Consider the following 22392-nt stretch of genomic DNA (forward strand, 5'->3'; position numbering starts at 1 on the left):
ACTACCCCTGTTCAAAGGTGAATGAAATGCGCAAGCTCGAAACGAACGAAATCCAGGCCGTCTCCGGTGCCGCCAGCGACCAGATCACCTGGGCACTGCAGAACCCGCAGGTCATCTATGACGCGGCCAAGTCGTACGTCAGCCAGCTGACTGCCGCCATCGAGAGCTACAAGAAGAGCCACTGACGGGTAAACACTCCGGGCAGTAGTGGACTTTGCGTCGAAAGCTTTCGCCTACGAAGTAGCGCATGCCGCGCCGGCGGCTTCGTAGACGGAGGTACGTCGCCCTCCCCTGTACCGATGCCCATTGCGGGATGTGGGGTGCTTGCACCCTGCATCCTTTAGGGCGTGTGCAACCGGTTGTAGGACACATCCAGCCAGGCCGGCTTCTCCGCGTACATCTCGCGGATCAACTGTTTGACCTGATCGATCAGCTCATCGTCCTCACGCGGCCGGAAACTCATGATGATCGGCGAGGTCGCATGCTCATCGTCGATCAGCCGGTAATGCAGGTCCGAGCGCTGCGCGCGTGCCGCTGCGGGAATCAGGCAGACGCCGGTCTCGGCAGCGACCAGCCCCAGTGCGGTCTGCAACTCGCGTACCTCCTGCACTTCCAACGGCTGCACGCCGTGGTCCTTGAGCAGTGACAACACCTGATCGGCAAAGCTGGGCCGTGGCTCACTCGGATAGACCACCAGCCGCTGCCCCTGCAACTGCGCGGGCTTGATCGGCGTGTCCTCGGCGGCCAGTGCGAAGCCCGGCGGAATCGCCACCACCAGGCGCTCCTCACGCAACAGCACACGCTCCACCGCCGAGTCGCCGGTACGCAGCCGGCCGAAGCCGATGTCGATACGCCCTTCCTTCAAGGCCTCGATCTGCTGGCCGGACATCATCTCGACCAGGCGCAGATCCAGGTCCGGACGTATCTGGCGCAGCCGACGCACCACCGTCGGCAGACCGCCATACAACGTCGATGCGACGAAGCCGATGTTGACCAGCCGGCGTTCGCTGCGGCCCAGGCGTCGGGTGGCGTCCTTCATCCGCTCCATGCGTCCCAACACCTGCTGAGCTTCCTCGTAGAGCAGGCGGCCGGCGTCGGTCAACCGGATCGGGCGACTGCTGCGTACCAGCAGGGTCACGCCGAGCTCTTCCTCCAACTGCTGGATCTGCCGGCTCAGCGGCGGCTGGGCGATATGCAGCACCTCGGCGGCACGGGTGAAGTTGCGCTCGCGGGCAACGGCGCAGAAGTAGCGGAGCTGGCGCAGGTCCATACTTTGGTCTAAGTCGAGGCTGTCACAGGGTAATACTCAATAGGTATTTTGCAGTGCAACAAATCATTTAAATCAACGTGATCTCCTACAAAATACCTTAAAGGTATTGATTTACACAAAAATGGTGTTGGATCACGGGGCCGGACAGGTCGCATAACAGCGTCCCATGAACGCCGTCCTCGCTTCCTCCAGTTCCCGCCCCGCTCGTGTCGAGCGGATCGAAACCGTATTGGTCGACTTGCCCACGATCCGCCCGCACAAGCTGTCGGTGGCAACGATGGATGGCCAGACCCTGATGCTGGTGCGCATCCATTGCAGCGACGGTTTCGTCGGCATCGGCGAAGGCACAACCATCGGCGGCCTCGCCTACGGCGGCGAGAGCCCCGAGAGCATGAAGCAGGCCATCGACACCTATTTCAACCCGGCGCTGGTCGGCCAGGACGCCACCCGCATCCAGGCGCTGATGGCGCGCGTCGGCAAGATGATCAAGGAGAACCGTTTCGCCAAGAGCGCGGTGGAAACCGCGCTGCTGGATGCGCACGGCAAGCGTGTCGGCCTGCCGGTCTCCGAACTGATGGGGGGGCGTCGCCGCGACAGCCTGCCGGTGGCGTGGACACTGGCGTCGGGCAATACCAGCACCGATATCGCCGAGGCCGAAGCGATGCTGCTGCGGCGCCGGCACAACATCTTCAAGCTCAAGATCGGCGCGCGCCCGCTGGCCGACGACATCACGCACGTGGCGGCTATCAAACGTGCGCTCGGCGATCGCGCCGCGGTGCGGGTCGACGTCAACATGGCCTGGAGCGAAACCGACGCTGCACGCGGCATGGCCGCGTTGGCCGATGCCGGCTGCGAGCTGGTCGAACAACCGGTGGCGTCCGCCGCCGCGCTGTCGCGGCTGGTACGCCGGTTTCCGATCGCGCTGATGGCCGACGAATCGCTGACCGGCCCGGAATCGGCGTTCGAACTGGCGCGCCGGCATGGCGCGGACGTGTTCGCGGTCAAGATCGAGCAGAGCGGCGGCCTGTTCGGCGCCCAGCGCGTGGCTGCGATCGCCGATGCCGCCGGTATCGGCCTGTACGGCGGCACGATGCTCGAAGGCGCGGTCGGCACCATTGCCAGTGCGCAGGTGTTTTCCACGTTCGCGCAGTTGCAGTGGGGCACCGAACTGTTCGGGCCACTGCTGCTGACCGAGGAAATCCTGGTCGAGCCGCTGGCCTATCGCGATTTCGAACTGACCGTGCCGTCCGGCCCCGGCCTGGGCATCACCCTGGACGAAGAGCGCGTTGCGTTCTTCGCCCGCGACGGCCTGCGCCGAACCATCAGCGTCGCCCGCTGAGGCCACATCAGGAGCATCAAGACCATGCTTTTCCACGTACGAATGGACGTCCATCTTCCGGCTGATCTCCCGGCGGACACCGCCGACGAGATCAAGCAACGCGAGAAGGCGTACTCGCATCAGCTGCAGCAGCAGGGCAAGTGGCGGCACATCTGGCGCATCGCCGGTGAGTACGCCAACTACAGCCTTTTCGATGTCTCCAGCAACGAAGAGCTGCACAGCATTCTCACCAGCCTGCCGCTGTTTCCATACATGACCATCTCCGTTACCCCGCTGTGCCGTCACCCCTCGTCGATCCGCGACGACGACAGCTGACAGCACCCACCGTATCCGGTGCGCTCCCTGGGAGGGGACGCGTCCAGGCAGCCTTCGCCACCAAGAGGAGACATCCCATGAGCATCAAGATCTTCGCCCAGCCCGAAGTGCAGGCGTTCCTGAAAACCGTCAGCGGACTGGACAAGGCCGAAGGCGATCCGCGCGTGAAGCAGATCATCCACCGCCTGCTGTCGGACCTGTTCAAGGCCATCGACGATCTGGACATCACCCCGGACGAATACTGGGCCGGCATCGCCTGGTTCAACGAACTCGGTGCGGCCAGCCAGGCCGGCCTGATCTCGCCCGGGCTGGGCCTGGACCACTTCCTGGACCTGCGCATGGATGCCGAGGACGCTGCGCTGGGCATCGACAACGAAACCCCGCGCACCATCGAAGGGCCGCTGTACGTGGCCGGTGCGCCGGTCGAGCATGGTTTTGCCCGCCTCGACGACGGTCGCGATACCGATGGCCAGTTGCTGATCATGCACGGCACCGTCTATGGCACCGACGGCAAGCCGCTGCCGGGCGCAAGCGTGGAGGTGTGGCATTGCGATACGCGTGGTTTCTACTCGCACTTCGATCCGACCGGTGCGCAGGCGCCGTTCAACATGCGCCGCACCATCATCGCCGACGATCTGGGTCGCTATCGCTTCCGCAGCATCGTGCCCAAGGGCTACGGGGTGCCACCGGGCAGCCCGACCGAGAAGCTGCTGTTCGCGCTTGGTCGGCATGGCCAGCGTCCGGCGCACATCCACTTCTTCGTTGGCGCGGACGAGCATCGCAAGTTGACCACGCAGATCAACATCGCCGGCGATCCGCTGGTCAACGATGACTTCGCCTACGCGACTCGCGACGGGTTGGTGCCGGAGATCGTCGAACACCGCGATGCCGACGCCATCCACGCCGCCGGGCTGGACGCACCGTTCGCGGAAATCCGCTTCGACTTCCACCTGACGGCGCTGGTCGAAGGCAAGGACAACCAGGTGGTCGAGCGCCCGCGCGTCGCCGCCTGAGTCATGCCCGCTGATGGTGCCGTGCGCGCCGTCAGCGTGTTGTTCGACACCCACGTCATCGCATCACCGCGCCACACCCCGGCGCGCATCAGGCCCCATCGGGAGAGCCCGCCATGTCCACGATCCTAGAAAAAGCCTCCGACATCGACCATCTGCTCGCCAACGCGCTGCAGGACGATCCCGAAGCCGGCATCTACCGTTGCCGCCGCGACATCTTCACCGACCCGGATCTGTTCGAGCTGGAGATGAAGCACCTGTTCGAGTCGAACTGGATCTATCTGGCCCACGAAAGCCAGATCCCCAATCCGAACGACTACTTCACCACCTACATCGGCCGCCAGCCGGTGGTGATCACCCGCGACAAGACCGGCACGCTGCACGCGGTGATCAACGCCTGCGCGCATCGCGGCGCGATGCTGTGTCGACGCAAGCACGGCAACAAGGGCAGCTTCACCTGCCCGTTCCACGGCTGGACCTTCAGCAACAGCGGCAAGCTGCTCAAGGTCAAGGACGAGAAGACCACCGAGTATCCGCCGCAGTTCGGCGAGAACGGTTCGCACGATCTCAAGCGCGTTGCGCGCTTCGAGAGCTATCGCGGCTTCCTGTTCGGCAACCTGGATGCGGACGCGATAGCGCTTGAGGATTACCTCGGCGAAACCCGGGTCGTCATCGACCAGATCGTCGATCAGGCCCCGAATGGGCTGGAAGTGCTGCGTGGCAGCTCGTCGTACATCTACGACGGCAACTGGAAACTGCAGATGGAAAACGGCTGCGACGGTTATCACGTCAGCAGCGTGCACTGGAACTACGCGGCGACCATGGGCCGGCGCAAGGACACCGGCACCAAGGCGGTGGACGCCAACGGCTGGAGCAAGAGCGTCGGCGGCGTGTACGGCTTCGAGAACGGCCACATCCTGCTGTGGACCAACTCGCTCAACCCGGAAGTGCGGCCGGTGTGGAACCACCGCGAGGAAATCGCCGCACGCGTGGGCCAGGACAAGGCCGATTTCATCACTCGCCAGACCCGCAACCTGTGCCTGTATCCGAACGTGTATCTGATGGATCAGTTCTCCACCCAGATCCGCGTCACCCGCCCGATCAGCGTGGACAAGACCGAGGTCACCATCTATTGCTTCGGCCCGAAGGGCGAAAGCGCCGAAGACCGCGCCACCCGCATCCGCCAGTACGAGGATTTCTTCAACGTCTCCGGCATGGGCACCGCCGATGACCTGGAAGAGTTCCGCGCCTGCCAGGCCGGTTATGCCGGCGCCGCCGCGCAGTGGAACGATCTCAGCCGTGGCGCACCGCTGTGGGTGGAAGGGCCGGATGAGAACGCCACCCGGATGGGCATGAAACCGCTGCTCAGCGGTGGCCGTAGCGAGGACGAAGGCTTGTTCGTGCGTCAACACGAATACTGGGCCAAGGCGATGCGTCAGGCGCTGGCACGCGAGCTGCGCGGGGAGATCGAATGACCACGCAGTACGCCACGATCGCCGCGTTCCTGTACCGCGAAGCACGCTTGCTCGACGACCGCCAGTGGGACGAATGGCTGCAGCTGTATGCCGAAGACCTCAGCTACTGGATGCCGGCCTGGGACGACGACGATCAGCTCACCGAAGACCCGCAGTCGGAAATCTCGCTGATCTATTACCCCAGCCGCGACGGCCTGGAAGACCGCGTGTTCCGCATCAAGACCGAGCGCTCCGGTGCGTCAACGCCGGAACCGCGCACCAGCCATAACGTCAGCAATATCGAAGTGCTGGCCGAGCGCGGCGACGAGATCGATGTCCGCTACAACTTCCACACCCTGTGCCATCGCTACAAGGTCACCGACCAGTTCTTCGGCACCAGCTTCGTCACCCTGCGCAAGGCCGGCGAGAACCTGCTGATCAGCCGCAAGAAGATCGTGCTGAAGAACGACTACATCCGCCAGGTCATCGACGTCTACCACATCTGAATCCGACGCCGAGCCCGCAGGAGACGACCATGAGTTACCGCATAGCCCTGAACTTCGAAGACGGGGTCACCCGCTTCATCGACTGCAAGGACGGCGAGAAAGTCCTCGACGCCGCGTTCCGCCAGCGCATCAACCTGCCGATGGATTGCTCCGACGGCGTGTGCGGCACCTGCAAGTGCCGCGCCGAGAGCGGCCAGTACGCGCTGGGCGATGACTACATCGACGACGCACTGAGCGCGGACGAAGCCGCCGACGGACTGGTGCTGACCTGCCAGATGGTGCCGTTCAGCGATTGCGTGATCGCGGTACCGACCGCATCGAGTACGTGCAAGACCGGGCAGTCGAGTTTCAAGGCCACCGTGGCACGCCTGGAGGCACACAACGACGCGGCCATCGTGCTGGAGCTGGACGTGGACGGCGATGCGCCGCATTTCCTGCCCGGTCAGTACGTCAACATCAATGTGCCCGGCAGCGGCCAGCACCGCTCCTATTCCTTCAGCTCGATGCCGGGCCAGACGCGCGTGTCGTTCCTGATCAAGCGGGTACCGGGTGGCTTGATGACGCACTGGCTGGAGCGCGCCGAACCCGGTGCGATGGTCGAACTGACCGGCCCGCTCGGCAGTTTCTACCTGCGCCCCGTGCAGCGTCCGCTGTTGCTGCTGGCCGGTGGTACCGGGTTGGCGCCGTTCCTGTCGATGCTGGAAGTGCTGGCGCAATCCGGTTCCACCCAGCCGGTGCACCTGATCTACGGCGTGACCCGCGATCTGGATCTGGTGCTGGTTGAGCAGATCGACAGCTACCTCGCACGTCTGCCGAACTTCAGCTATTGCACGGTGGTGGCCGACGCCGCCTCGTCCCATCCACGCAAGGGTTGGGTAACCCAGCACATGGCGGCCGAAGCGCTCAACGCCGGCGACATGGACGTGTATCTGTGCGGCCCGCCGCCGATGGTGGATGCAGTGCGACGTCACTTCGATGAAGTGGGCGTCAAGCCGGCCAGCTTCCACTACGAGAAATTCACCCCGAGCCTGCCCGCGCAGGAGCGCGCCGCATGAGCGTCACGCGCTTCAGCGGCAAAGTGTTGGTGGTCACCGGTGCCGCGCAGGGCATCGGCCGTGGCGTCGCCGCGCGTGCGGTGGCCGAAGGTGGCAGCGTGTTGCTGGTGGATCGCGCGGACTTCGTCGGCGAGGTGGCCGAAGCGATCGCCGCGGACGCCAACGCGCCGGACCGGGTACTGGCCTTCAATGCCGATCTGGAAACCCACACCGGCAACGCAGCGGCGATGGATTTTGGCGCACGCCACTTCGGTGGCATCGACATCCTGATCAACAACGTCGGCGGCGCGATCCGCATGCGTCCGTACGACCAGTTCGAACCGGCACAGATCGACGCCGAAGTACGCCGCTCGCTGATGCCCACCCTGTACGGCTGCCACGCGGTGTTGCCGCACCTGCTGGCGCGCGGCGGCGGCACGATCGTCAACGTGTCTTCCAATGCCACGCGCGGGATCTTCCGCGTGCCGTATTCGGCGGCCAAGGGCGGGATCAACGCGATCACCCAATCATTGGCGATGGAATACGCCGGGCACGGCATCCGCGTGGTCGCCACCGCACCGGGCGGCACCACCGCGCCGCCACGTCGGGTGCCGCGCAATGCCGAGGGCGACAGCGCGCAGGAACAGGCGTGGATGGCCGAGGTGGTCGAACAGGTCACCACCTCCAGCTTTCTCAAACGTTACGCAACGCTGGACGAACAGATCGCACCGATCCTGTTCCTGGCCTCCGACGAAGCGTCATACATCACCGGCTCGATCCTGCCGGTGGCCGGGGGCGATCTGGGCTGAAGCCCACGCGCGGCCGTCCGGGGGGGACGGTCGCGTTCTATCACCGCAGTGCACACATCCTGGGAGGGAGATCATGCGCAGCATCGACGTGAGTGAGGAAATCGACGGCGCCCGTTTCGGGCGCTTTCAGTGGTCGGTAGTGGCGCTGTGTGCGCTGTTGCTGATCGTCGACGGCTACGACGTGTTCGTGGCCGGCACGGTGCTGCCCACGCTGATCAAGGAATGGGGACTGAGCAAACCCGGGGCCGGCGTGCTGCAGGCCTGGGCCCTGTTCGGCATGATGTTCGGCGCGCTGGTGTTCGGCCCGCTGGCCGACAGGATCGGCCGCAAGAAAGGCATCGCCATCAGCTTCACGCTGTTCACCGTGGCGACCGTGTTCACCGGCTTCGCCAGCAATCCTGATCAGTTCAAGACGTTCCGCTTCATCGCCGGTCTTGGCTGCGGCGGGCTGATGCCCAACGCGGTGGCGCTGATGAACGAGTACGCGCCCAAGCGGCTGCGCGGCACGATGGTGGCGCTGATGTTCAGCGGCTACTCGGTCGGTGGCATGGTCGCCGCCGCGTTCGGCATCTGGATGATTCCGAGCCTGGGTTGGCAACCGATGTTCTGGGTCGCGGCAGTGCCGCTGCTGGCGCTGCCGCTGATCCTGTGGCGGCTGCCGGAATCGCTCGGCTTCCTGATCCGCCAGGGACGCCAACACGAAGCGCGCGCGATCTTCGCGCGGATCAGCCCGATCGGCATGCAGGACGTGCTGGTGTTCAACGAGACCAAGGGCGCGGCGGCCTCGGTGGCCGAGTTGTTCCGCCACGATCGCAGCCTGCGCACGCTGATGCTGTGGTTGTCGTTCTTCTGCTGCCTGCTGCTGGTCTACCTGCTCAGCTCGTGGCTGCCCAAGGTGATGCAGGAAGCCGGCTATGCGCAGAAGGCAAGCCTGCTGACGTTGTTCTCGCTGAACTTCGGTGGCATGGTCGGAGCCATCATCGGCGGCCGGCTGGGTGATCGCTTCGGTTTGCCCAAGGTGGTGGTCGGCTTCTTCGCCGCGGCGACGGTGTCGATCATGCTGATCGGCTACAACCCGCCGACCGCGATCCTGTTCACACTGGTGTTCATCGCCGGTGCCACCACCATCGGCACGCAGATCCTGCTGTACGCCAGCGTCGCCCAGCTCTACAACCTGTCGGTGCGTTCCACCGGACTGGGTTGGGCCTCCGGCGTGGGACGTGTGGGCGCGATCGTCGGCCCGACCCTGGGCGGCGTGTTGCTGGCGCGCGAACTGCCGTTGCAGCAGAGCTTTCTGATCTTCGCGGTGCCGGCGGCCGTGTCCACGTTGGCGATGGTGGTGTTCGCGGTGCTCAACCAGCGTGCGGCGCGGCCGACGCAGGTGATCGCGGCGGCCAATCCCTGACTGCCGCCATGTCCATGAGCCGCCAACTCATCAGGGATGCATCGCTGCCGGCGATCCTGGCCGGCACGATCGCCACGCTGATCTCCTTCGCCGGGCCGCTGGTGATCGTGTTCCAGGCCGCCTCCGGGTTGCCGGCACCGCTGCTGGCATCGTGGGTATGGGCGATCGCCATCGGCAGCGGCGTGCTGGGTCTGGCACTGAGCCTGCGTTACCGGGTGCCGGTGGTGATCGCGTGGTCGATTCCAGGCTCGGTGCTGCTGGTCACGATGTTGCCCACGGTGGATTTCGCCGTCGCGGTGGGTGCGTACGTGATCGCCAGTCTGGTGGTGCTGGCGGTGGGGTTGTCGGGCGCCTTCGATCGCATCGTGGCGCGACTGCCCCCGGCGATCACCTCGGCCATGCTCGCCGGGATCCTGTTCGGCTTCGCCACCAGGCTGTTCGTCGGCATGGGCTCACAACCGCTGCTGGTGCTGGCGATGTTTGCGGCGTTCTTCGTCGGTCGACGCTGGTTTCCGCGCTATGCCGTGGTGGCGGTGCTGATTAGCGGGATTGCGGTGGCGCTGTCGAGCGGACAGATCGCCGGCACCTTGCCGCCGCTGCATCCGACCGTACCGGTCTGGGTGACACCGCGCTTCGACTGGCAGGCCGTCGTCAGCATCTCGGTGCCGCTGGTGGTGGTGGCGCTGACCGGCCAGTTCATGCCGGGCGTCGCGTTGCTGCGTGCCAGCGGCTACTCGCAACCACCGGCAGGTGCCCTGCTGGCATGGTCAGGATTGGGCTCGGCGCTGTTGGCGCCGTTCGGCTGCCATGGCCTGAATCTGGGCGCGGTCACCGCAGCAATCTGCACGAGTCCCGATGCCCATGAAGATCCGCGACGCCGCTACGTGGCTGGCGTCGCCGGCAGCGTGGTCTATCTGGTGCTGGGCTGTTTCGCCGGCACCGTGCTGGCGCTCTTCGCAACGCTGCCGAAGGAACTGATCGCCACCCTCGCAGGACTGGCGCTGTTCCCGACCATCAGCAATGCGCTGGGCACCACGATGGCCAACTCCAGCGATCGCGACGCGGCCCTGGTGACGTTCATCGTCAGCGCCTCGGGGATGTCGCTGTTCGGCCTGGGCGCTGCGTTCTGGAGTCTGTTGTTCGGTCTGGCCGTCCACCTGTTGCTGCGTCGGCGCCGTGCGCGCGAGGCCATCGCGATCGGTCAGACCTCCCGATGAATCGTTCCGCCGGCTTCAATCCGCCGTACTCCGAAACCCCGTAGCTGTCCTCATGCCGCGATCTGCGGCCATCACATCGATCCACCCATGTTCCTGGGAGGGAAACATGCCATCACCCGTCGTCGCCATCCGGCGCGCATCGCTCGCGTGCGCCATCACCGTCGCCTTGTTCGCTCCACACACTGCACTCGCGCAGTCGAGCAAGGAGGCCGAACAGGACCAGCGCATCCAGCAGCTCGAGGCCGAAGTACAGGAGTTGAAACAAGCCCTGCAACAGCAGCTGTCATTGCCCGCCCACACGCCCTCAGCGGCCGACACCGGCGTTGCGGCAGCCACTTTGCCTACCGTTCCGGCGGGTACCACCACGCTCGCTGGCCCAGGCGCCGTCGCCAGCGGCGTCATCGCGCACACGCCACCGGTGACCATGCCCGCGCCGATCCAGGCCACCGGTATCGTCAGCGGCGACAGCCGCTTCAATTTCGGCGGCTTCATCAAGCTCGACATGCTCTCCACCCGCACCAGCGATGGCCCGATCGCCGACAGCACGCCCGGCCGGCTGTTCTACTTCCCCGCAGCCACACCGGTGAATGCCGGCAACGGCAAGAACTACCTCGACTTCCACGCTCAGTTCTCGCGCATCTGGTTTGGTGTGGATCGCGTCACCGATGCCGGCGACAAGCTCAAGGGTTATGTCGAGTTCGATTTCTTCGGCGGCGGCAACAACAACGTCGGCAACGAGAAGTTCTCCAACGGCTATCCGCCGACCCTGCGCCACGCCTACGTGCAATGGAACAACTGGCTGGCCGGACAGACCTGGACCAACCTGATGGATCTCGGCTCGCTGCCTGAAAGCGTGGACTTCGTCGGCATCGTCGACGGCACCTTGTTCGCCCGTCAGGCGCAGATCCGCTACAGCACCGGCCACTGGTCGTTCTCGCTGGAAAACCCGCAGACCTGGTACCAGAACGGCACGCCGGCCCACGTCAGCTCGGGCGACAACAACGTGCCGGATATCACCGCACGCTGGCAGACGCGCGGCGACTGGGGTCACTTCAGCATCGGCGCTCTTGCCCGCCAGTTGCGCACCGACAACGACAGTGCCACCGGCTATGCGCTGAGCGTGGCCGGCTCGTTCAAGCTGAGCGAGAAAGACCTGCTGCAATACACCTTCAGCGGTGGCCCCGGGTTGGGGCGCTACATCGGCTTCGGCCTGGTGCCGGATGCCTACATCGACACCGACGGCCGTCTCAAGGCACAGGACATGTATGCCGGCTTCGCCGCCTGGCGGCACAACTGGAGCGACCAACTGCGCAGCACCCTCGCCTACTCGGCCGCCTACATCGACACCGACGAGCGTGCTGTGACCTCACAGGCCACCAAGCGTACCCAATCGTGGCGCGCCAACCTCATCTACTCGCCGATTCCCCGCCTCGACATCGGCGCCGAGATCAGTTGGGCGCAACGCCAGCTCGCCGGGGATGCGGAGGGTGAGCTGGAGCGCTTCCAGACCACTGTCAAATACACCTTCTGAGCAGAGAGCTCCCTGGACGATACCGGGAATGGCCCGTAATGGCGACGCGGTCACCGTTACAGGCCATCCCCGACACACGGGGCCCTCGCTCAGCTCGAAGCCAGACTGGCGATCTCATCCGCCGACAGGGCGTTGTGGTAGATGCGGAAGTCCTCCAACAAGCCGTTGAAATAGGGATCGCCCGAGTACTGCGACCGCCCAAGCCAGTTGTTCGTCGTCGCGCCGAACCTGAAAGGAGCGAACCGCATCTCCGTGTTGGTCGCTACCAGAACACCGTCGACATACAGCGAGCCGACGCTGCCGGACAGCGTGACCGCCACATGAGTCCATACGCCGACCGACAGAATATTCGGAGCCACAATGACCTCCTCTCCCGGCCCCGAATTGAGTGTCATCAGGAAACACAGTTTTTGACTTCCATTCCTGGAAACCAGCGTCATGTACTGGTTGGAGCCAGCCCCAAAGTCGAAGATCCGAGCCCAGGTCTTGGCTGCATCGCAACGAACCCACACCGCGATCGTGAAATCCGAAAGATCTCTTGTGATGTCATCTGGAAGGCTGGCGAATCCGCTGGTTCCGTCCAGGGACAATGCACTTCCACTCCGTCCGCTGCCCCATGAGAACCCGCCGGACAGAATCGCTTCATGGCCGTTGCCGGTGGCATCCGCGGCGACATCGCCGCTGGTTTCGTTGAGCTTGAGCAGTGTGTGCAACTGCTTTGCGGTCACCACCGTTACCGGATCCGAGGTTGCCGTCTCGCCATCGGTCGTATTGGCACTGACGACATATTGGTAAGTGCCGGCAACGACAGTGGTGTCGGTATAGGTCAACAGACCCGAAATACCGGTGGCAATGGTCGTGAAACCTCCATCATTGGCCGCTCGCTTGACGTTGTAGCTCAGCCCTTCCGCGACACCCCACCAGGAGAGGATCACGTTGCCGGCGCTGGTGCGCGCCACCAGGCCACTGGGCGCGATCCCGCTCACTTCAGCTGCGCGCGTGTGGGTCAGCGTGCCATATCCGAGCTGATCGTAGCCTCCGCTGTTTCCACCATAGTTGCCCCCGCCCCCTTCCGGGGCAATGATCGCCATAGCCTTGGCCGTGTATGGCGCCGCAAGCCCCTTACGTCTCACGTAGTGGTTGTAGATCAAGGCCATGCATGCCCGCACCGTGCCTTGCGCTGCGGTCGACAAGGCCGTCTGATTGACGTTATCAGCGTTGTTGTACTTCGCGAAGGGCATCGTGTAGTAGCTCGTGCCCGATTCAATCAGATTGCTCTTGGATACATATTCGGCGCCGGCAAGGAACCGGTTGTTCTCATAACCGTACAGATCCAGGCCTTGATTCCAGGCCATCTCGCAGAACGCCCCCATCAGGACGAGGCCGAGGGTCGCATGCCCCTGATCCCGGCCGCTCTCCTGCCATTGCCCGAGGTGGCCGTCATGCACGTAGTAGATCGACTGCATCACCGATCCGGTACCGATACCCGACTTGAAGTAGCTGACGGCCTCGTTGAAGACGTCCTGATCGTCGCAGAGCACACCGATCGCGAGCATGGAGGCCATGTTGCACAGATCCCAGTTGGCCCAGTAATGCGTATTTGCTCGCCCGCTATGCGTCTCCAGGAACCACGCGTTCCGCACATAGAAGACATCGAGCATCATCTGCTGGAACTGTGCGAAATCCGCTGCCGCCCAACCGCTGTAATCGCGCATGATCTCGGCCGCGTTGGCAAACTCGTAGCCGTAGATGCCGGCGGCGAGGCACATATCCGAACTTCCGCCCATGCCCTTCAAGGTGCTTCCCCAGGCATTCATGATCTTGATCGCCTCATCCGCATGGGCGGTGTCACCGGATATCTTGTAGCGCAGCGCGTTCGCATACGCCGCGGCGACATCGCGATAGAGCAGCGGGTAATTCTCCGCATGGGTACCATCGCTGCCGCGATAGATCATTTCCTGGGGTAGCGGAACCCAGTCCACGCTGCTGGTGCCATTCGCAATCAGAATCTTCCAGCTGTCGATCCATGGAGACGATCCGGCGGCCACCATCTCCGCCATCCGCGAGAAGTCATTCTGCGTATGCAGCAGCCCGGGATGCACGAATCCCGTGCTGGTGGAACCGGTCGTCGACTGCGTGGTACTGGAACTGTCCGCATCGCTGCTGTCCGCCGCCCACAAGCCGGTAGCCGTGGCTTGAAGCATCATTCCCGCAAGGCCGACCATGAAGCCTCGCCGGGTCAAGGCAGGCAACTCATCGAGCACTCCCATCTCGATGCTTTTGTTCGATACGGCGTCGGCCAGGACGGAGCGGGGAGGAATACGAGACTTATTGCTCATGGATGATTCCGGACAGAAACAACATGGAACGAGACCGATCCCTTCAAGGAGCAGCCTTCGAATTAAGTGTGGTCAGCATCCCCTGCTGCGCTGGCGATTCTTGGTAGCCCCGACAATGACGTCAATGGCCGCCATATCGATCTGCCAAACGCATTCCAATTGCCTGGTCCTGCCTGTGATTTACCGGGTATCCCCAGGCATTCCGCGCATGTGAATTTGTAGCCCCCGGCTTCGGCGCCCTGGCCCGGCAGCTGTGCACCGGCAACGACGGCATCACCGGCCATGCGCCGGGCGCCAAGGACCTGTTGCAATACATGGTCAGCGCTCTCCCTTATCATGGCCGCCGCGCTAAGCGCTCTTTTCCAACCGCCGGAAGCCAAGAACTTGCAAGACCTGGATTCAACCGCAAAAAGCAAGCAGGACAAGGGTTCTGTGGAACATACGCCCCTGATGAAGCAGTACTTCGCCGCCAAGACGGAGTACCCCGAGCTGCTGCTGTTCTTCCGGATGGGCGACTTCTACGAGCTGTTCTACGACGACGCGCGCAAGGCCGCGCGCCTGCTCGACATCACCCTGACCCAGCGTGGCAGCTCCGGCGGCGCGCCGATCCCGATGGCCGGCGTGCCGGCGCACGCCTACGAGGGCTATCTGGCGCGGCTGGTGGCGCTGGGCGAATCGGTGGCGATCTGCGAGCAGATCGGCGATCCGGCGCTGGCCAAGGGCCTGGTCGAACGCAAGGTGGTACGCATCGTCACCCCGGGTACCGTCACCGACGAGGCGCTGCTCGACGAGCGCCGCGACACGCTGCTGATGGCACTCTCGCGCAACAAGAGCGGTTACGGCCTGGCCTGGGCCGATCTGGCCGGCGGCCGCTTCATGGTCAACGAAGTCGACAGCGAGGATGCGCTGGAAGCCGAACTTGCACGCTTGGAGCCGGCCGAGCTGCTGATCCCCGACGAAGAGGCCTGGCCGGAATTCCTGCGCCAGCGCAGCGGCGTGCGCCGTCGCGCACCGTGGCTGTTCGACGCCGACAGCGGCCGTCGCCAGCTGCTGGCGTTCTTCAAGCTGCATGACCTGTCCGGCTTCGGCATCGACGACAAGCCGCGCGCCACCGCCGCCGCTGGCGCTCTGCTCGGCTATGTCGAGGAAACCCAGAAGCAGCGCCTGCCGCACCTGACCTCGATCGCGATGGAAGTGGCCAGCGAAGCGATCGCGATGAACGCCGCCACCCGCCGCCACCTTGAACTCGATACCCGCGTCGATGGCGACACCCGCAACACCCTGCTCGGCGTGCTCGACAGCACGGTGACGCCGATGGGCGGGCGCCTGCTGCGACGCTGGCTGCATCGCCCGCTGCGCCTGCGCGATGTGCTCGCGCAGCGTCACGCCGCAATCGGCACGCTGATCCACCATGGCGCCGATGTCGAACTGCGCGAGACCTTCCGCGCACTCGGCGACCTGGAACGCATCCTCACCCGCGTGGCACTGCGCTCGGCGCGCCCGCGTGACTTCTCGACCCTGCGCGATGGTCTGGCGCTGCTGCCGCAGGTACGCGCGATCCTGCAGCCGCTGGATTCGCCACGCCTGCAAGCGCTGCATGCCGAACTCGGCGAACACGACGCCACCGCCCACCTGCTCGCCTCGGCGATCGCCGAGCAACCGCCGCTCAAGCTCTCCGACGGTGGCGTGATCGCCGAAGGCTTCGACACCGAACTGGACGAACTGCGGCGCCTGTCCACGCATGCCGATCAGTTCCTGATCGACCTGGAAACCCGCGAGCGCCAGACCAGCGGCATCCCGACCCTCAAGGTCGGCTACAACCGCGTCCACGGCTACTACATCGAAATCAGCAAGGGCCAGTCCGAAAAAGCGCCGGTGCACTATACCCGCCGCCAGACCCTGACCAACGCCGAGCGCTACATCACCGAGGAGCTGAAAGCCTTCGAGGACAAGGTACTGTCCGCACGCGAACGCTCGCTGGCACGCGAGAAGCTGCTGTACGAACAACTGCTGGACACACTCAGTGGCGCGGAACTGGAAACGCTCAAGCGCTGCGCCGGCGCACTCAGCGAACTGGACGTGCTGGGCTGCTTCGCCGAACGCGCGCAGGCGCTGGACTGGTCGCAGCCGGAACTGCAGAGCGAACCGCATCTGCGCATCGAACGCGGCCGCCACCCGGTGGTCGAGGCGGTGCGCGATCTGCCATTCGAGCCCAACGATCTGGACCTGCATCCGGAGCGCCGCATGCTGGTCATCACCGGCCCGAACATGGGCGGTAAATCGACCTACATGCGCCAGAACGCACTGATCGTGCTGCTCGCGCACATCGGCAGCTACGTGCCGGCCGCGCGCGCGCTGATCGGTCCGATCGACCGCATCCTGACCCGCATCGGCGCCGGCGACGACCTCGCCAAGGGCCAATCGACCTTCATGGTCGAAATGGCCGAAACCAGCTACATCCTGCACCACGCCACCGCGCACTCGCTGGTGCTGATGGACGAGATCGGCCGCGGCACCTCGACCTACGACGGCCTGGCGCTGGCCGATGCGGTCGCGCGCCATCTCGCCCAGGCCAACCGTTGCTACACGTTGTTCGCCACCCATTACTTCGAGCTGACCGCACTGGCCGACGAATCGGTCGAAGGCGGCCCCAGCGGTATCGCCAACGTGCACCTGGACGCAGTCGAACATACCGACAAGAACGGCGGCGACACGCTGGTGTTCATGCACGCGGTCAAGGACGGCCCGGCCAACCGCAGCTTCGGCCTGCAGGTCGCCGCACTGGCTGGTCTGCCCAAGGCCACCGTGGCACAGGCACGTCGCCGGCTGGCCGAGCTGGAACAGCGCGGTGGCGAAAGCCACGCCGCGCAGATGGCACCGCAGTCGCTGGATGCCCCGCAGCAGTTCGGCCTGTTCGCAGCGAACTCCGCCGCCCTGGACGCGCTGCAGGCGCTCGACCCGGACGAGCTGACACCGAAGCAGGCCATGGAGGCGCTTTACCGGCTCAGGTCGCTGCTGTAGCGCAGCGACGCCCGCCAGGGCGTGTCCCGCCGGTTCAACTCATGGATGGATCGCCGCACTTGCCACGGGAGTTCCCGTGGCAAGACGGCTTGCTTCAGACAATGGATCCGTGCCGGCTCACGCAGCAGATTTCGCATGCATCGCCGCCAACGCTTCATCGCGCGCATTGGCAGCCAGCGCGGCCGGGCGCCGCACGTGCCGGCTCGCGTAAACCTCGAAAGCCGGTCGTTTCTCCAGCACACCGATCATCATGTAGTAGTTGAGAAACGCGGCCATGATCAGGTCGCTGGCGGTGAAACGGTTGCCGACCAGATACTCCTTGCCGGTCACGGCCTGTTCCAGCGTGCGCAGCACGTCCTCCTCGCGACCGTAGCCCGCGTGCATCGCCGGAGCCAACGTGCCGGCATGCTTTGCGGTCATCAACGACTCCAGCGGCCCGGAGAGGAAGAACAGCCAGCGGAAGTAAGCGCCCCGCTCTGCTGAACCATAAGCCGGCGCCAATCCTTTTCTTGGCACCAGCTCGGCAAGGTAGGCGCACACCGCCACGCTCTCGGTGACGACGGTATCGCCATGCCGTATCGCCGGCACCTTGCCCATCGGGTTGATCGCCAGATAGTCGGGCGATTTCATCGTGGTACCGAAATCCAGCACCACCTCCTCGTACGGCAGGCCGGTTTCTTCCAACATCCAGCGCGCGATCCGGGCGCGCGACATCGGATGGGTATAGAAGGTCAGCGTAGCGCCCATGACATGCTCCTGCGTTGAAAGAAGCTGCAGTGTGGGCATGGCCTGCTGACACCTGCTGTCAGCAGTCGATCATCCGCCATCGACGCGCGGCCGCGCCTGTTCCCAGCGCCGCAGCAGATGATGGCGCTGATTCGGGTAGCGCACGCCAGTGTCGTCGAGCGAAAGCACACGATCGGCCCGGAAATGCCGGAAATCGGCGCGCAACTCGCACCAGGCGGCAAACAGCCGCACGTCATCGAGGAACGCCATCGCGAAGGGCCAGACAGTACGCTCGGTGGTCCGGTCTTCCGCATCGCGGTAGTGCATCCGCACCACATGACCCTGGCGAATCGTGCGGCGCAACACCGGCAACCACGGCTCCGGAACCTTCGGGCTCCAGTCCGGCGCGAACAAGCCACTGGTTTCCACCTGCAGACGCAGGTTATCCGGCAGCGTGCCGACGACACGATCCAACGCACGCACCGCTGCGCCGGCCAGCTCCGGATCCGCATGCGAAGCAACCCAGCGCGCGCCCAGCGCCAGTGCTTCCAGTTCCTCCGCCGAGAACATCATCGGTGGCAACAGGAAGCCAGGACGCAACTGGAAACCGACGCCCGGGTCACCCACGATATCCGCGCCCTGCTCCCGCAGGGATTCGATATCGCGATACAGCGTGCGCAGGCTCACACCGAGCAGCTCGGCCAAGCGTGCCCCGCGCACAGGCCCGCGCCGACGGCGCAGTTCGTCGATCAAGTGCAACAGGCGGGCGGCGCGAATGGTCATCCGTGGACTCGGCGACAGGTCGGTCAGCATAACGCCAGCTACAGGCGCGATTGCCACGAATCCCGCCGATCCCAGCGATGCACCATCCACGCATTCCCCGACGTAACGGCAACGGCTGCGACCGCTTGGCGAGAACACCGCCATCACTGGATGCGACGCAGCAATCCAGCCCCTTCGCTGCGGGTTTTGTCACCCCGAGCGCGCCGCCATCGCCAGACCCGAGCGGCCATTCAAACCGCCCCTCCCTCTGATGCCGGGCCGCGCACTTGCTCGCATTTTGACAACGGATGCCTCTGCTAGGCTCGGCATCCCGCCGCTCCGGCAATTCGTCAGGACAAGGTCATGGACAACACCCTTACCAGCAGTCTGCTCCAGCAGCTCCAGGGTCCCGGGATCCAACAGATCGCCTCGCGGCTGGGCATCGATCCGACCCAGGCAGAATCGGCCGTGTCCTCGGCAGTGCCGCTGCTGCTCGGCGCGCTCGGCCACAACACCCAGCAACCGGGAGGTGCACAGGCATTGCTGGGTGCCCTGCAGAACGATCATGCCGGCGCGGCGACCGGCGGCGGCTTCGACCTGGGCGGCCTGCTCGGTTCCGTGTTCGGCGGCGGCGGCTCATCCCAGACCAACGGCACCGGCATCCTCGGCCACATCTTCGGCGGCAACACCCCGCAGGCAGCCAGTGGACTCAGCCAGGCCACCGGCCTGGACAGCGGCAAGTCCGGACAGCTGCTGCAGATCCTCGCCCCGATCGTGCTCGGCTTCCTTGCCCATCGTTTCCTCGGCGGCGGCAATGCCGATACCAGTGCGCCCGCCAATGCCAACCAGTTGAGCCAGGTGCTCGGACAGGAACATCAGCAAGTCAGCGCCGACAGCGGTGTTTCCGGCCTGCTCGGTCAGGTGCTGGATCAGGACGGCGACGGCAAGCTCGGCGTCGGTGATCTCCTGAAGCTCGGCGGCAACCTGTTCGGCGGCTCCCGCTGAAAACGCCTCGCATGCGGCTGGCAGACACGTCACGCCCCAATCCATAGCCCCTGACTATTGAAATATTCAAATAATTCGAATTCACCAAACGATCGACGCTACTTATCGTGTCCAAACCCCGTGAGGAGCCCGCCATGCGCAAGCCCACCGTCGATAGCCTCCCGAACACCCGGGACACCGCGGCACAGCCGGCCCAGCCCATGTCGCCCCCGCACCGCACCCTGCCGCGTGATGCAGCGCAGCGGTAACTCCGCCACGGGAACATCCCTTCATCGGTGCTCGAACTCCAGATCGGGACGAGCAGTCACCCAGTGCGTACGAACCCAGGTAAACAAGTCATGACAACCGAAGCCAAGTGCCCCTTCCACCAAACCGCCGGTGGCGGCACCAGCAACAAGGACTGGTGGCCGAATCAGCTACGCGTAGACCTGTTGAACCAACACTCGAACAAGTCCGATCCGTTGGGCGAAACATTCGACTACGCAGAGGAATTCAAGAAACTCGACTACGCCTCGCTGAAAAAGGACCTGCACGCGCTGATGACCGACTCGCAGGACTGGTGGCCAGCGGACTTCGGCCACTACGGCCCGCTGTTCATCCGCATGGCCTGGCACAGTGCCGGCACCTACCGCATCGGCGATGGTCGCGGCGGCGGCGGTCGCGGACAGCAGCGCTTCGCCCCGCTCAACAGCTGGCCGGACAACGTCAGCCTGGACAAGGCACGTCGCCTGCTGTGGCCGATCAAGCAGAAGTACGGCCAGAAAATCTCCTGGTCCGACCTGATGATCCTCACCGGCAACGTCGCGCTGGAATCGATGGGCTTCAAGACCTTCGGCTTTGCCGGTGGCCGCCCGGACACCTGGGAACCCGACCAGGACGTGTATTGGGGCCGCGAGACCACCTGGCTGGGCGGCGACGTGCGCTACGCGCGCGGCTCGGAAGGCGTCGAGAACCCCGGCAACGAAGGCGTGCTGGTGACCGACGACAAGGCCGAAGACGCCGGCCATTCCCGTAACCTGGAAAACCCGCTCGCCGCCGTGCAGATGGGCCTGATCTACGTGAACCCGGAAGGCCCGGACGGCAACCCCGATCCGATCGCCGCCGCGCACGATATCCGCGACACCTTCGCGCGCATGGCGATGAATGACGAAGAGACCGTCGCGCTGATCGCCGGCGGCCACACCTTCGGCAAGACCCACGGCGCCGGCCCCGCCGACAACGTTGGCGTCGAGCCCGAGGCCGCCGACCTCGAGACCCAGGGCTTTGGCTGGTCGAACAAGTTCGGCACAGGCAAGGGCGGCGACACGATCACCAGCGGCCTGGAAGTCACCTGGACCCAGACACCGGCGCAATGGAGCCACTTCTTCTTCGAGAACCTGTTCAAGCACGAGTGGGAGCTGACCAAGAGCCCGGCTGGCGCGCATCAGTGGGTCGCCAAGGACGCCGCAGCCGACGTGCCCGACGCACACGATCCGTCGAAGAAGCACCGGCCGAAGATGCTGACCACCGATCTGTCGCTGCGCTTCGACCCGGCCTACGAGAAGATCTCGCGCCGCTTCCTGGAAAACCCCGACCAGTTCGCCGACGCCTTCGCCCGCGCCTGGTTCAAGCTGACCCACCGCGACATGGGCCCGCGCGCGCGTTACCTCGGCCCGGAAGTCCCGGCCGAAGAACTGATCTGGCAGGACCCGATTCCCGCCCCCGAGCATCCGCTGATCGACGCGCAGGACATCGCCTCGCTCAAGCAGAAGATCCAGGCCTCGGGCCTGACGATTGCGCAGTTGGTTTCGACCGCCTGGGCATCGGCCTCGACCTTCCGTGGCGGCGACAAGCGCGGCGGCGCCAATGGCGCACGCATCCGACTGGCCCCGCAGAAGGACTGGGCGGTCAACCAGCCGGCGCAGCTTGCGAAGGTGCTGGGCGCGCTGGAAGACATCCAGAAGACGTTCAACGGCGCGCAGAGCGGCGGCAAGAAGGTCTCGCTGGCCGACCTGATCGTGCTGGCCGGCGGCGTCGGTGTCGAACAGGCCGCGAAGAAAGCAGGTACCGCGATCGAAGTGCCGTTTGCACCGGGCCGCACCGACGCCTCGCAGGAACAGACCGACGTCGCCTCCTTCGAGCCGCTCGAACCGGTCGCCGACGGCTTCCGCAACTACCTCAAGGGTCGCTACGTGGTACCGGCCGAGCATCTGCTGATCGACCGCGCCCAGTTGCTGACCCTTACCGCGCCGGAACTGACGGTCCTGATCGGCGGCCTGCGCGTGCTGGGCGCCAACGTCGGCGACTCCAAGCACGGCGTGTTCACCGCCCGCCCGGAGACGCTGAGCAACGACTTCTTCGTCAACCTGCTCGACATGAATACCGAATGGAAATCGGCTTCGCAGGCTCGCGACGTATTCGAAGGCCGCAACCGCAAGAGCGGCGAGCTCAAGTGGACCGGCACGCGTACCGACCTGGTATTTGGCTCCAACTCGGTGCTGCGCGCGGTCGCCGAGGTCTATGCAGGCGCGGACGCCCAGGAGAAGTTCGTTCGCGACTTCGTCGTCGCCTGGACCAAGGTGATGAACCTGGATCGCTTCGACCTGGCGTGATCGTCACGGCATGCGTCCTTCGGGACGCATGCCGACAGTGTCGGCCCGGCGCCTGGTC

At 64.8% G+C, this 22392-nt stretch carries 18 protein-coding genes; 14 read left to right on the forward strand and 4 right to left on the reverse strand.

The features are described from left to right. Positions 1-26: 26 nt before the first annotated feature. Positions 27-185, forward strand: a complete 159-nt coding sequence (locus tag AC3WJE_RS06775) for a hypothetical protein (RefSeq protein WP_493730021.1) — start codon at positions 27-29, stop codon at positions 183-185. A gap of 155 nt (positions 186-340) precedes the next feature. Here the strand turns inward: AC3WJE_RS06775 and AC3WJE_RS06780 are convergent, their stop codons facing one another. After that, positions 341-1270, reverse strand: a complete 930-nt coding sequence (locus tag AC3WJE_RS06780; RefSeq protein ID WP_493730022.1) for a LysR family transcriptional regulator — start codon at positions 1268-1270, stop codon at positions 341-343. A 166-nt stretch (positions 1271-1436) separates the two neighbouring features. On the opposite strand from AC3WJE_RS06780, the gene AC3WJE_RS06785 reads away from it, so the two are divergent. From AC3WJE_RS06785 to AC3WJE_RS06830, 10 genes are all read left to right on the forward strand, one after another. Then, positions 1437-2609 (forward strand): muconate/chloromuconate family cycloisomerase, encoded by a 1173-nt coding sequence (locus AC3WJE_RS06785; protein ID WP_493730023.1) that lies wholly within the window; start codon positions 1437-1439, stop codon positions 2607-2609. 24 nt (positions 2610-2633) lie between these two features. After that, complete coding sequence (catC, locus tag AC3WJE_RS06790) at positions 2634-2924, forward strand: muconolactone Delta-isomerase (RefSeq protein ID WP_493730024.1); 291 nt, start codon at positions 2634-2636, stop codon at positions 2922-2924. Positions 2925-3001: 77 nt separating this feature from the next. Continuing rightward, on the forward strand, positions 3002-3937 hold the full coding sequence (gene catA, locus AC3WJE_RS06795) for a catechol 1,2-dioxygenase (RefSeq protein ID WP_493730025.1): 936 nt from the start codon (positions 3002-3004) through the stop codon (positions 3935-3937). Positions 3938-4050: 113 nt separating this feature from the next. After that, positions 4051-5409, forward strand: coding sequence for a Rieske 2Fe-2S domain-containing protein (locus AC3WJE_RS06800; RefSeq protein WP_493730026.1), 1359 nt, complete (start codon positions 4051-4053; stop codon positions 5407-5409). Further along, the gene (gene benB / locus AC3WJE_RS06805; protein ID WP_493730027.1) at positions 5406-5894 is read left to right on the forward strand and encodes a benzoate 1,2-dioxygenase small subunit; all 489 of its coding nucleotides are present in this window, start codon (positions 5406-5408) and stop codon (positions 5892-5894) included. The genes AC3WJE_RS06800 and benB overlap by 4 nt, the downstream gene beginning before the upstream one ends. Positions 5895-5923: 29 nt before the next feature. After that, positions 5924-6949, forward strand: coding sequence for a benzoate 1,2-dioxygenase electron transfer component BenC (gene benC / locus AC3WJE_RS06810; RefSeq protein ID WP_493730028.1), 1026 nt, complete (start codon positions 5924-5926; stop codon positions 6947-6949). Further along, a complete protein-coding gene (gene benD / locus AC3WJE_RS06815; RefSeq protein ID WP_493730029.1) occupies positions 6946-7737 on the forward strand; it encodes a benzoate diol dehydrogenase BenD in 792 nt (263 codons plus the stop codon). Before benC ends, benD begins: the two co-directional genes overlap by 4 nt. Positions 7738-7810: 73 nt before the next feature. Beyond that, the gene (locus tag AC3WJE_RS06820; protein WP_493730030.1) at positions 7811-9142 is read left to right on the forward strand and encodes an MFS transporter; all 1332 of its coding nucleotides are present in this window, start codon (positions 7811-7813) and stop codon (positions 9140-9142) included. A 14-nt stretch (positions 9143-9156) separates the two neighbouring features. Beyond that, on the forward strand, positions 9157-10359 hold the full coding sequence (locus AC3WJE_RS06825; RefSeq protein ID WP_493730031.1) for a benzoate/H(+) symporter BenE family transporter: 1203 nt from the start codon (positions 9157-9159) through the stop codon (positions 10357-10359). 106 nt (positions 10360-10465) lie between these two features. Continuing rightward, a complete protein-coding gene (locus AC3WJE_RS06830; RefSeq protein ID WP_493730032.1) occupies positions 10466-11890 on the forward strand; it encodes a DcaP family trimeric outer membrane transporter in 1425 nt (474 codons plus the stop codon). 89 nt (positions 11891-11979) lie between these two features. On the opposite strand, the gene AC3WJE_RS06835 is transcribed toward AC3WJE_RS06830, so the two are convergent. Continuing rightward, positions 11980-14229 (reverse strand): LamG-like jellyroll fold domain-containing protein, encoded by a 2250-nt coding sequence (locus tag AC3WJE_RS06835; RefSeq protein WP_493730033.1) that lies wholly within the window; start codon positions 14227-14229, stop codon positions 11980-11982. Positions 14230-14679: 450 nt separating this feature from the next. On the opposite strand from AC3WJE_RS06835, the gene mutS reads away from it, so the two are divergent. Further along, positions 14680-17250, forward strand: a complete 2571-nt coding sequence (mutS, locus tag AC3WJE_RS06840; protein WP_493730065.1) for a DNA mismatch repair protein MutS — start codon at positions 14680-14682, stop codon at positions 17248-17250. Positions 17251-17367: 117 nt separating this feature from the next. On the opposite strand, the gene AC3WJE_RS06845 is transcribed toward mutS, so the two are convergent. Next, complete coding sequence (locus AC3WJE_RS06845) at positions 17368-17997, reverse strand: glutathione S-transferase family protein (protein WP_493730034.1); 630 nt, start codon at positions 17995-17997, stop codon at positions 17368-17370. Positions 17998-18066: 69 nt separating this feature from the next. Next, complete coding sequence (locus tag AC3WJE_RS06850; RefSeq protein WP_493730035.1) at positions 18067-18759, reverse strand: helix-turn-helix transcriptional regulator; 693 nt, start codon at positions 18757-18759, stop codon at positions 18067-18069. A gap of 342 nt (positions 18760-19101) precedes the next feature. Here AC3WJE_RS06850 and AC3WJE_RS06855 point away from each other — a divergent pair, with 342 nt between their 5' ends. Together AC3WJE_RS06855 and katG are read left to right on the forward strand one after the other, a co-directional pair. Further along, entirely contained in the window at positions 19102-19743 is a 642-nt protein-coding gene (locus tag AC3WJE_RS06855) for a DUF937 domain-containing protein (RefSeq protein WP_493730036.1), read from the forward strand. Between the two features lie 338 nt (positions 19744-20081). Continuing rightward, positions 20082-22334, forward strand: coding sequence for a catalase/peroxidase HPI (gene katG, locus AC3WJE_RS06860; RefSeq protein ID WP_493730037.1), 2253 nt, complete (start codon positions 20082-20084; stop codon positions 22332-22334). Positions 22335-22392 lie beyond the last annotated feature (58 nt).

The sequence above is a fragment of the Pseudomonas sp. GW821-FHT07E12 genome (assembly GCF_058986605.1).

Excerpts from the sequence above, each read along its gene's own strand:
- AC3WJE_RS06850 (WP_493730035.1), bottom strand. The coding sequence starts at position 18,759 with ATGACCATTCGCGCCGCCCGCCTGTTGCACTTGATCGACGAACTGCGC.
- AC3WJE_RS06825 (WP_493730031.1), top strand. The coding sequence starts at position 9,157 with ATGAGCCGCCAACTCATCAGGGATGCATCGCTGCCGGCGATCCTGGCC.
- AC3WJE_RS06785 (WP_493730023.1), top strand. The coding sequence starts at position 1,437 with ATGAACGCCGTCCTCGCTTCCTCCAGTTCCCGCCCCGCTCGTGTCGAG.
- catC (WP_493730024.1), top strand. The coding sequence starts at position 2,634 with ATGCTTTTCCACGTACGAATGGACGTCCATCTTCCGGCTGATCTCCCG.
- AC3WJE_RS06775 (WP_493730021.1), top strand. The coding sequence starts at position 27 with ATGCGCAAGCTCGAAACGAACGAAATCCAGGCCGTCTCCGGTGCCGCC.
- benB (WP_493730027.1), top strand. The coding sequence starts at position 5,406 with ATGACCACGCAGTACGCCACGATCGCCGCGTTCCTGTACCGCGAAGCA.
- AC3WJE_RS06845 (WP_493730034.1), bottom strand. The coding sequence starts at position 17,997 with ATGGGCGCTACGCTGACCTTCTATACCCATCCGATGTCGCGCGCCCGG.
- mutS (WP_493730065.1), top strand. The coding sequence starts at position 14,680 with ATGAAGCAGTACTTCGCCGCCAAGACGGAGTACCCCGAGCTGCTGCTG.
- AC3WJE_RS06780 (WP_493730022.1), bottom strand. The coding sequence starts at position 1,270 with ATGGACCTGCGCCAGCTCCGCTACTTCTGCGCCGTTGCCCGCGAGCGC.
- AC3WJE_RS06835 (WP_493730033.1), bottom strand. The coding sequence starts at position 14,229 with ATGAGCAATAAGTCTCGTATTCCTCCCCGCTCCGTCCTGGCCGACGCC.
- catA (WP_493730025.1), top strand. The coding sequence starts at position 3,002 with ATGAGCATCAAGATCTTCGCCCAGCCCGAAGTGCAGGCGTTCCTGAAA.
- AC3WJE_RS06820 (WP_493730030.1), top strand. The coding sequence starts at position 7,811 with ATGCGCAGCATCGACGTGAGTGAGGAAATCGACGGCGCCCGTTTCGGG.
- katG (WP_493730037.1), top strand. The coding sequence starts at position 20,082 with ATGACAACCGAAGCCAAGTGCCCCTTCCACCAAACCGCCGGTGGCGGC.
- benD (WP_493730029.1), top strand. The coding sequence starts at position 6,946 with ATGAGCGTCACGCGCTTCAGCGGCAAAGTGTTGGTGGTCACCGGTGCC.
- benC (WP_493730028.1), top strand. The coding sequence starts at position 5,924 with ATGAGTTACCGCATAGCCCTGAACTTCGAAGACGGGGTCACCCGCTTC.
- AC3WJE_RS06830 (WP_493730032.1), top strand. The coding sequence starts at position 10,466 with ATGCCATCACCCGTCGTCGCCATCCGGCGCGCATCGCTCGCGTGCGCC.
- AC3WJE_RS06855 (WP_493730036.1), top strand. The coding sequence starts at position 19,102 with ATGGACAACACCCTTACCAGCAGTCTGCTCCAGCAGCTCCAGGGTCCC.
- AC3WJE_RS06800 (WP_493730026.1), top strand. The coding sequence starts at position 4,051 with ATGTCCACGATCCTAGAAAAAGCCTCCGACATCGACCATCTGCTCGCC.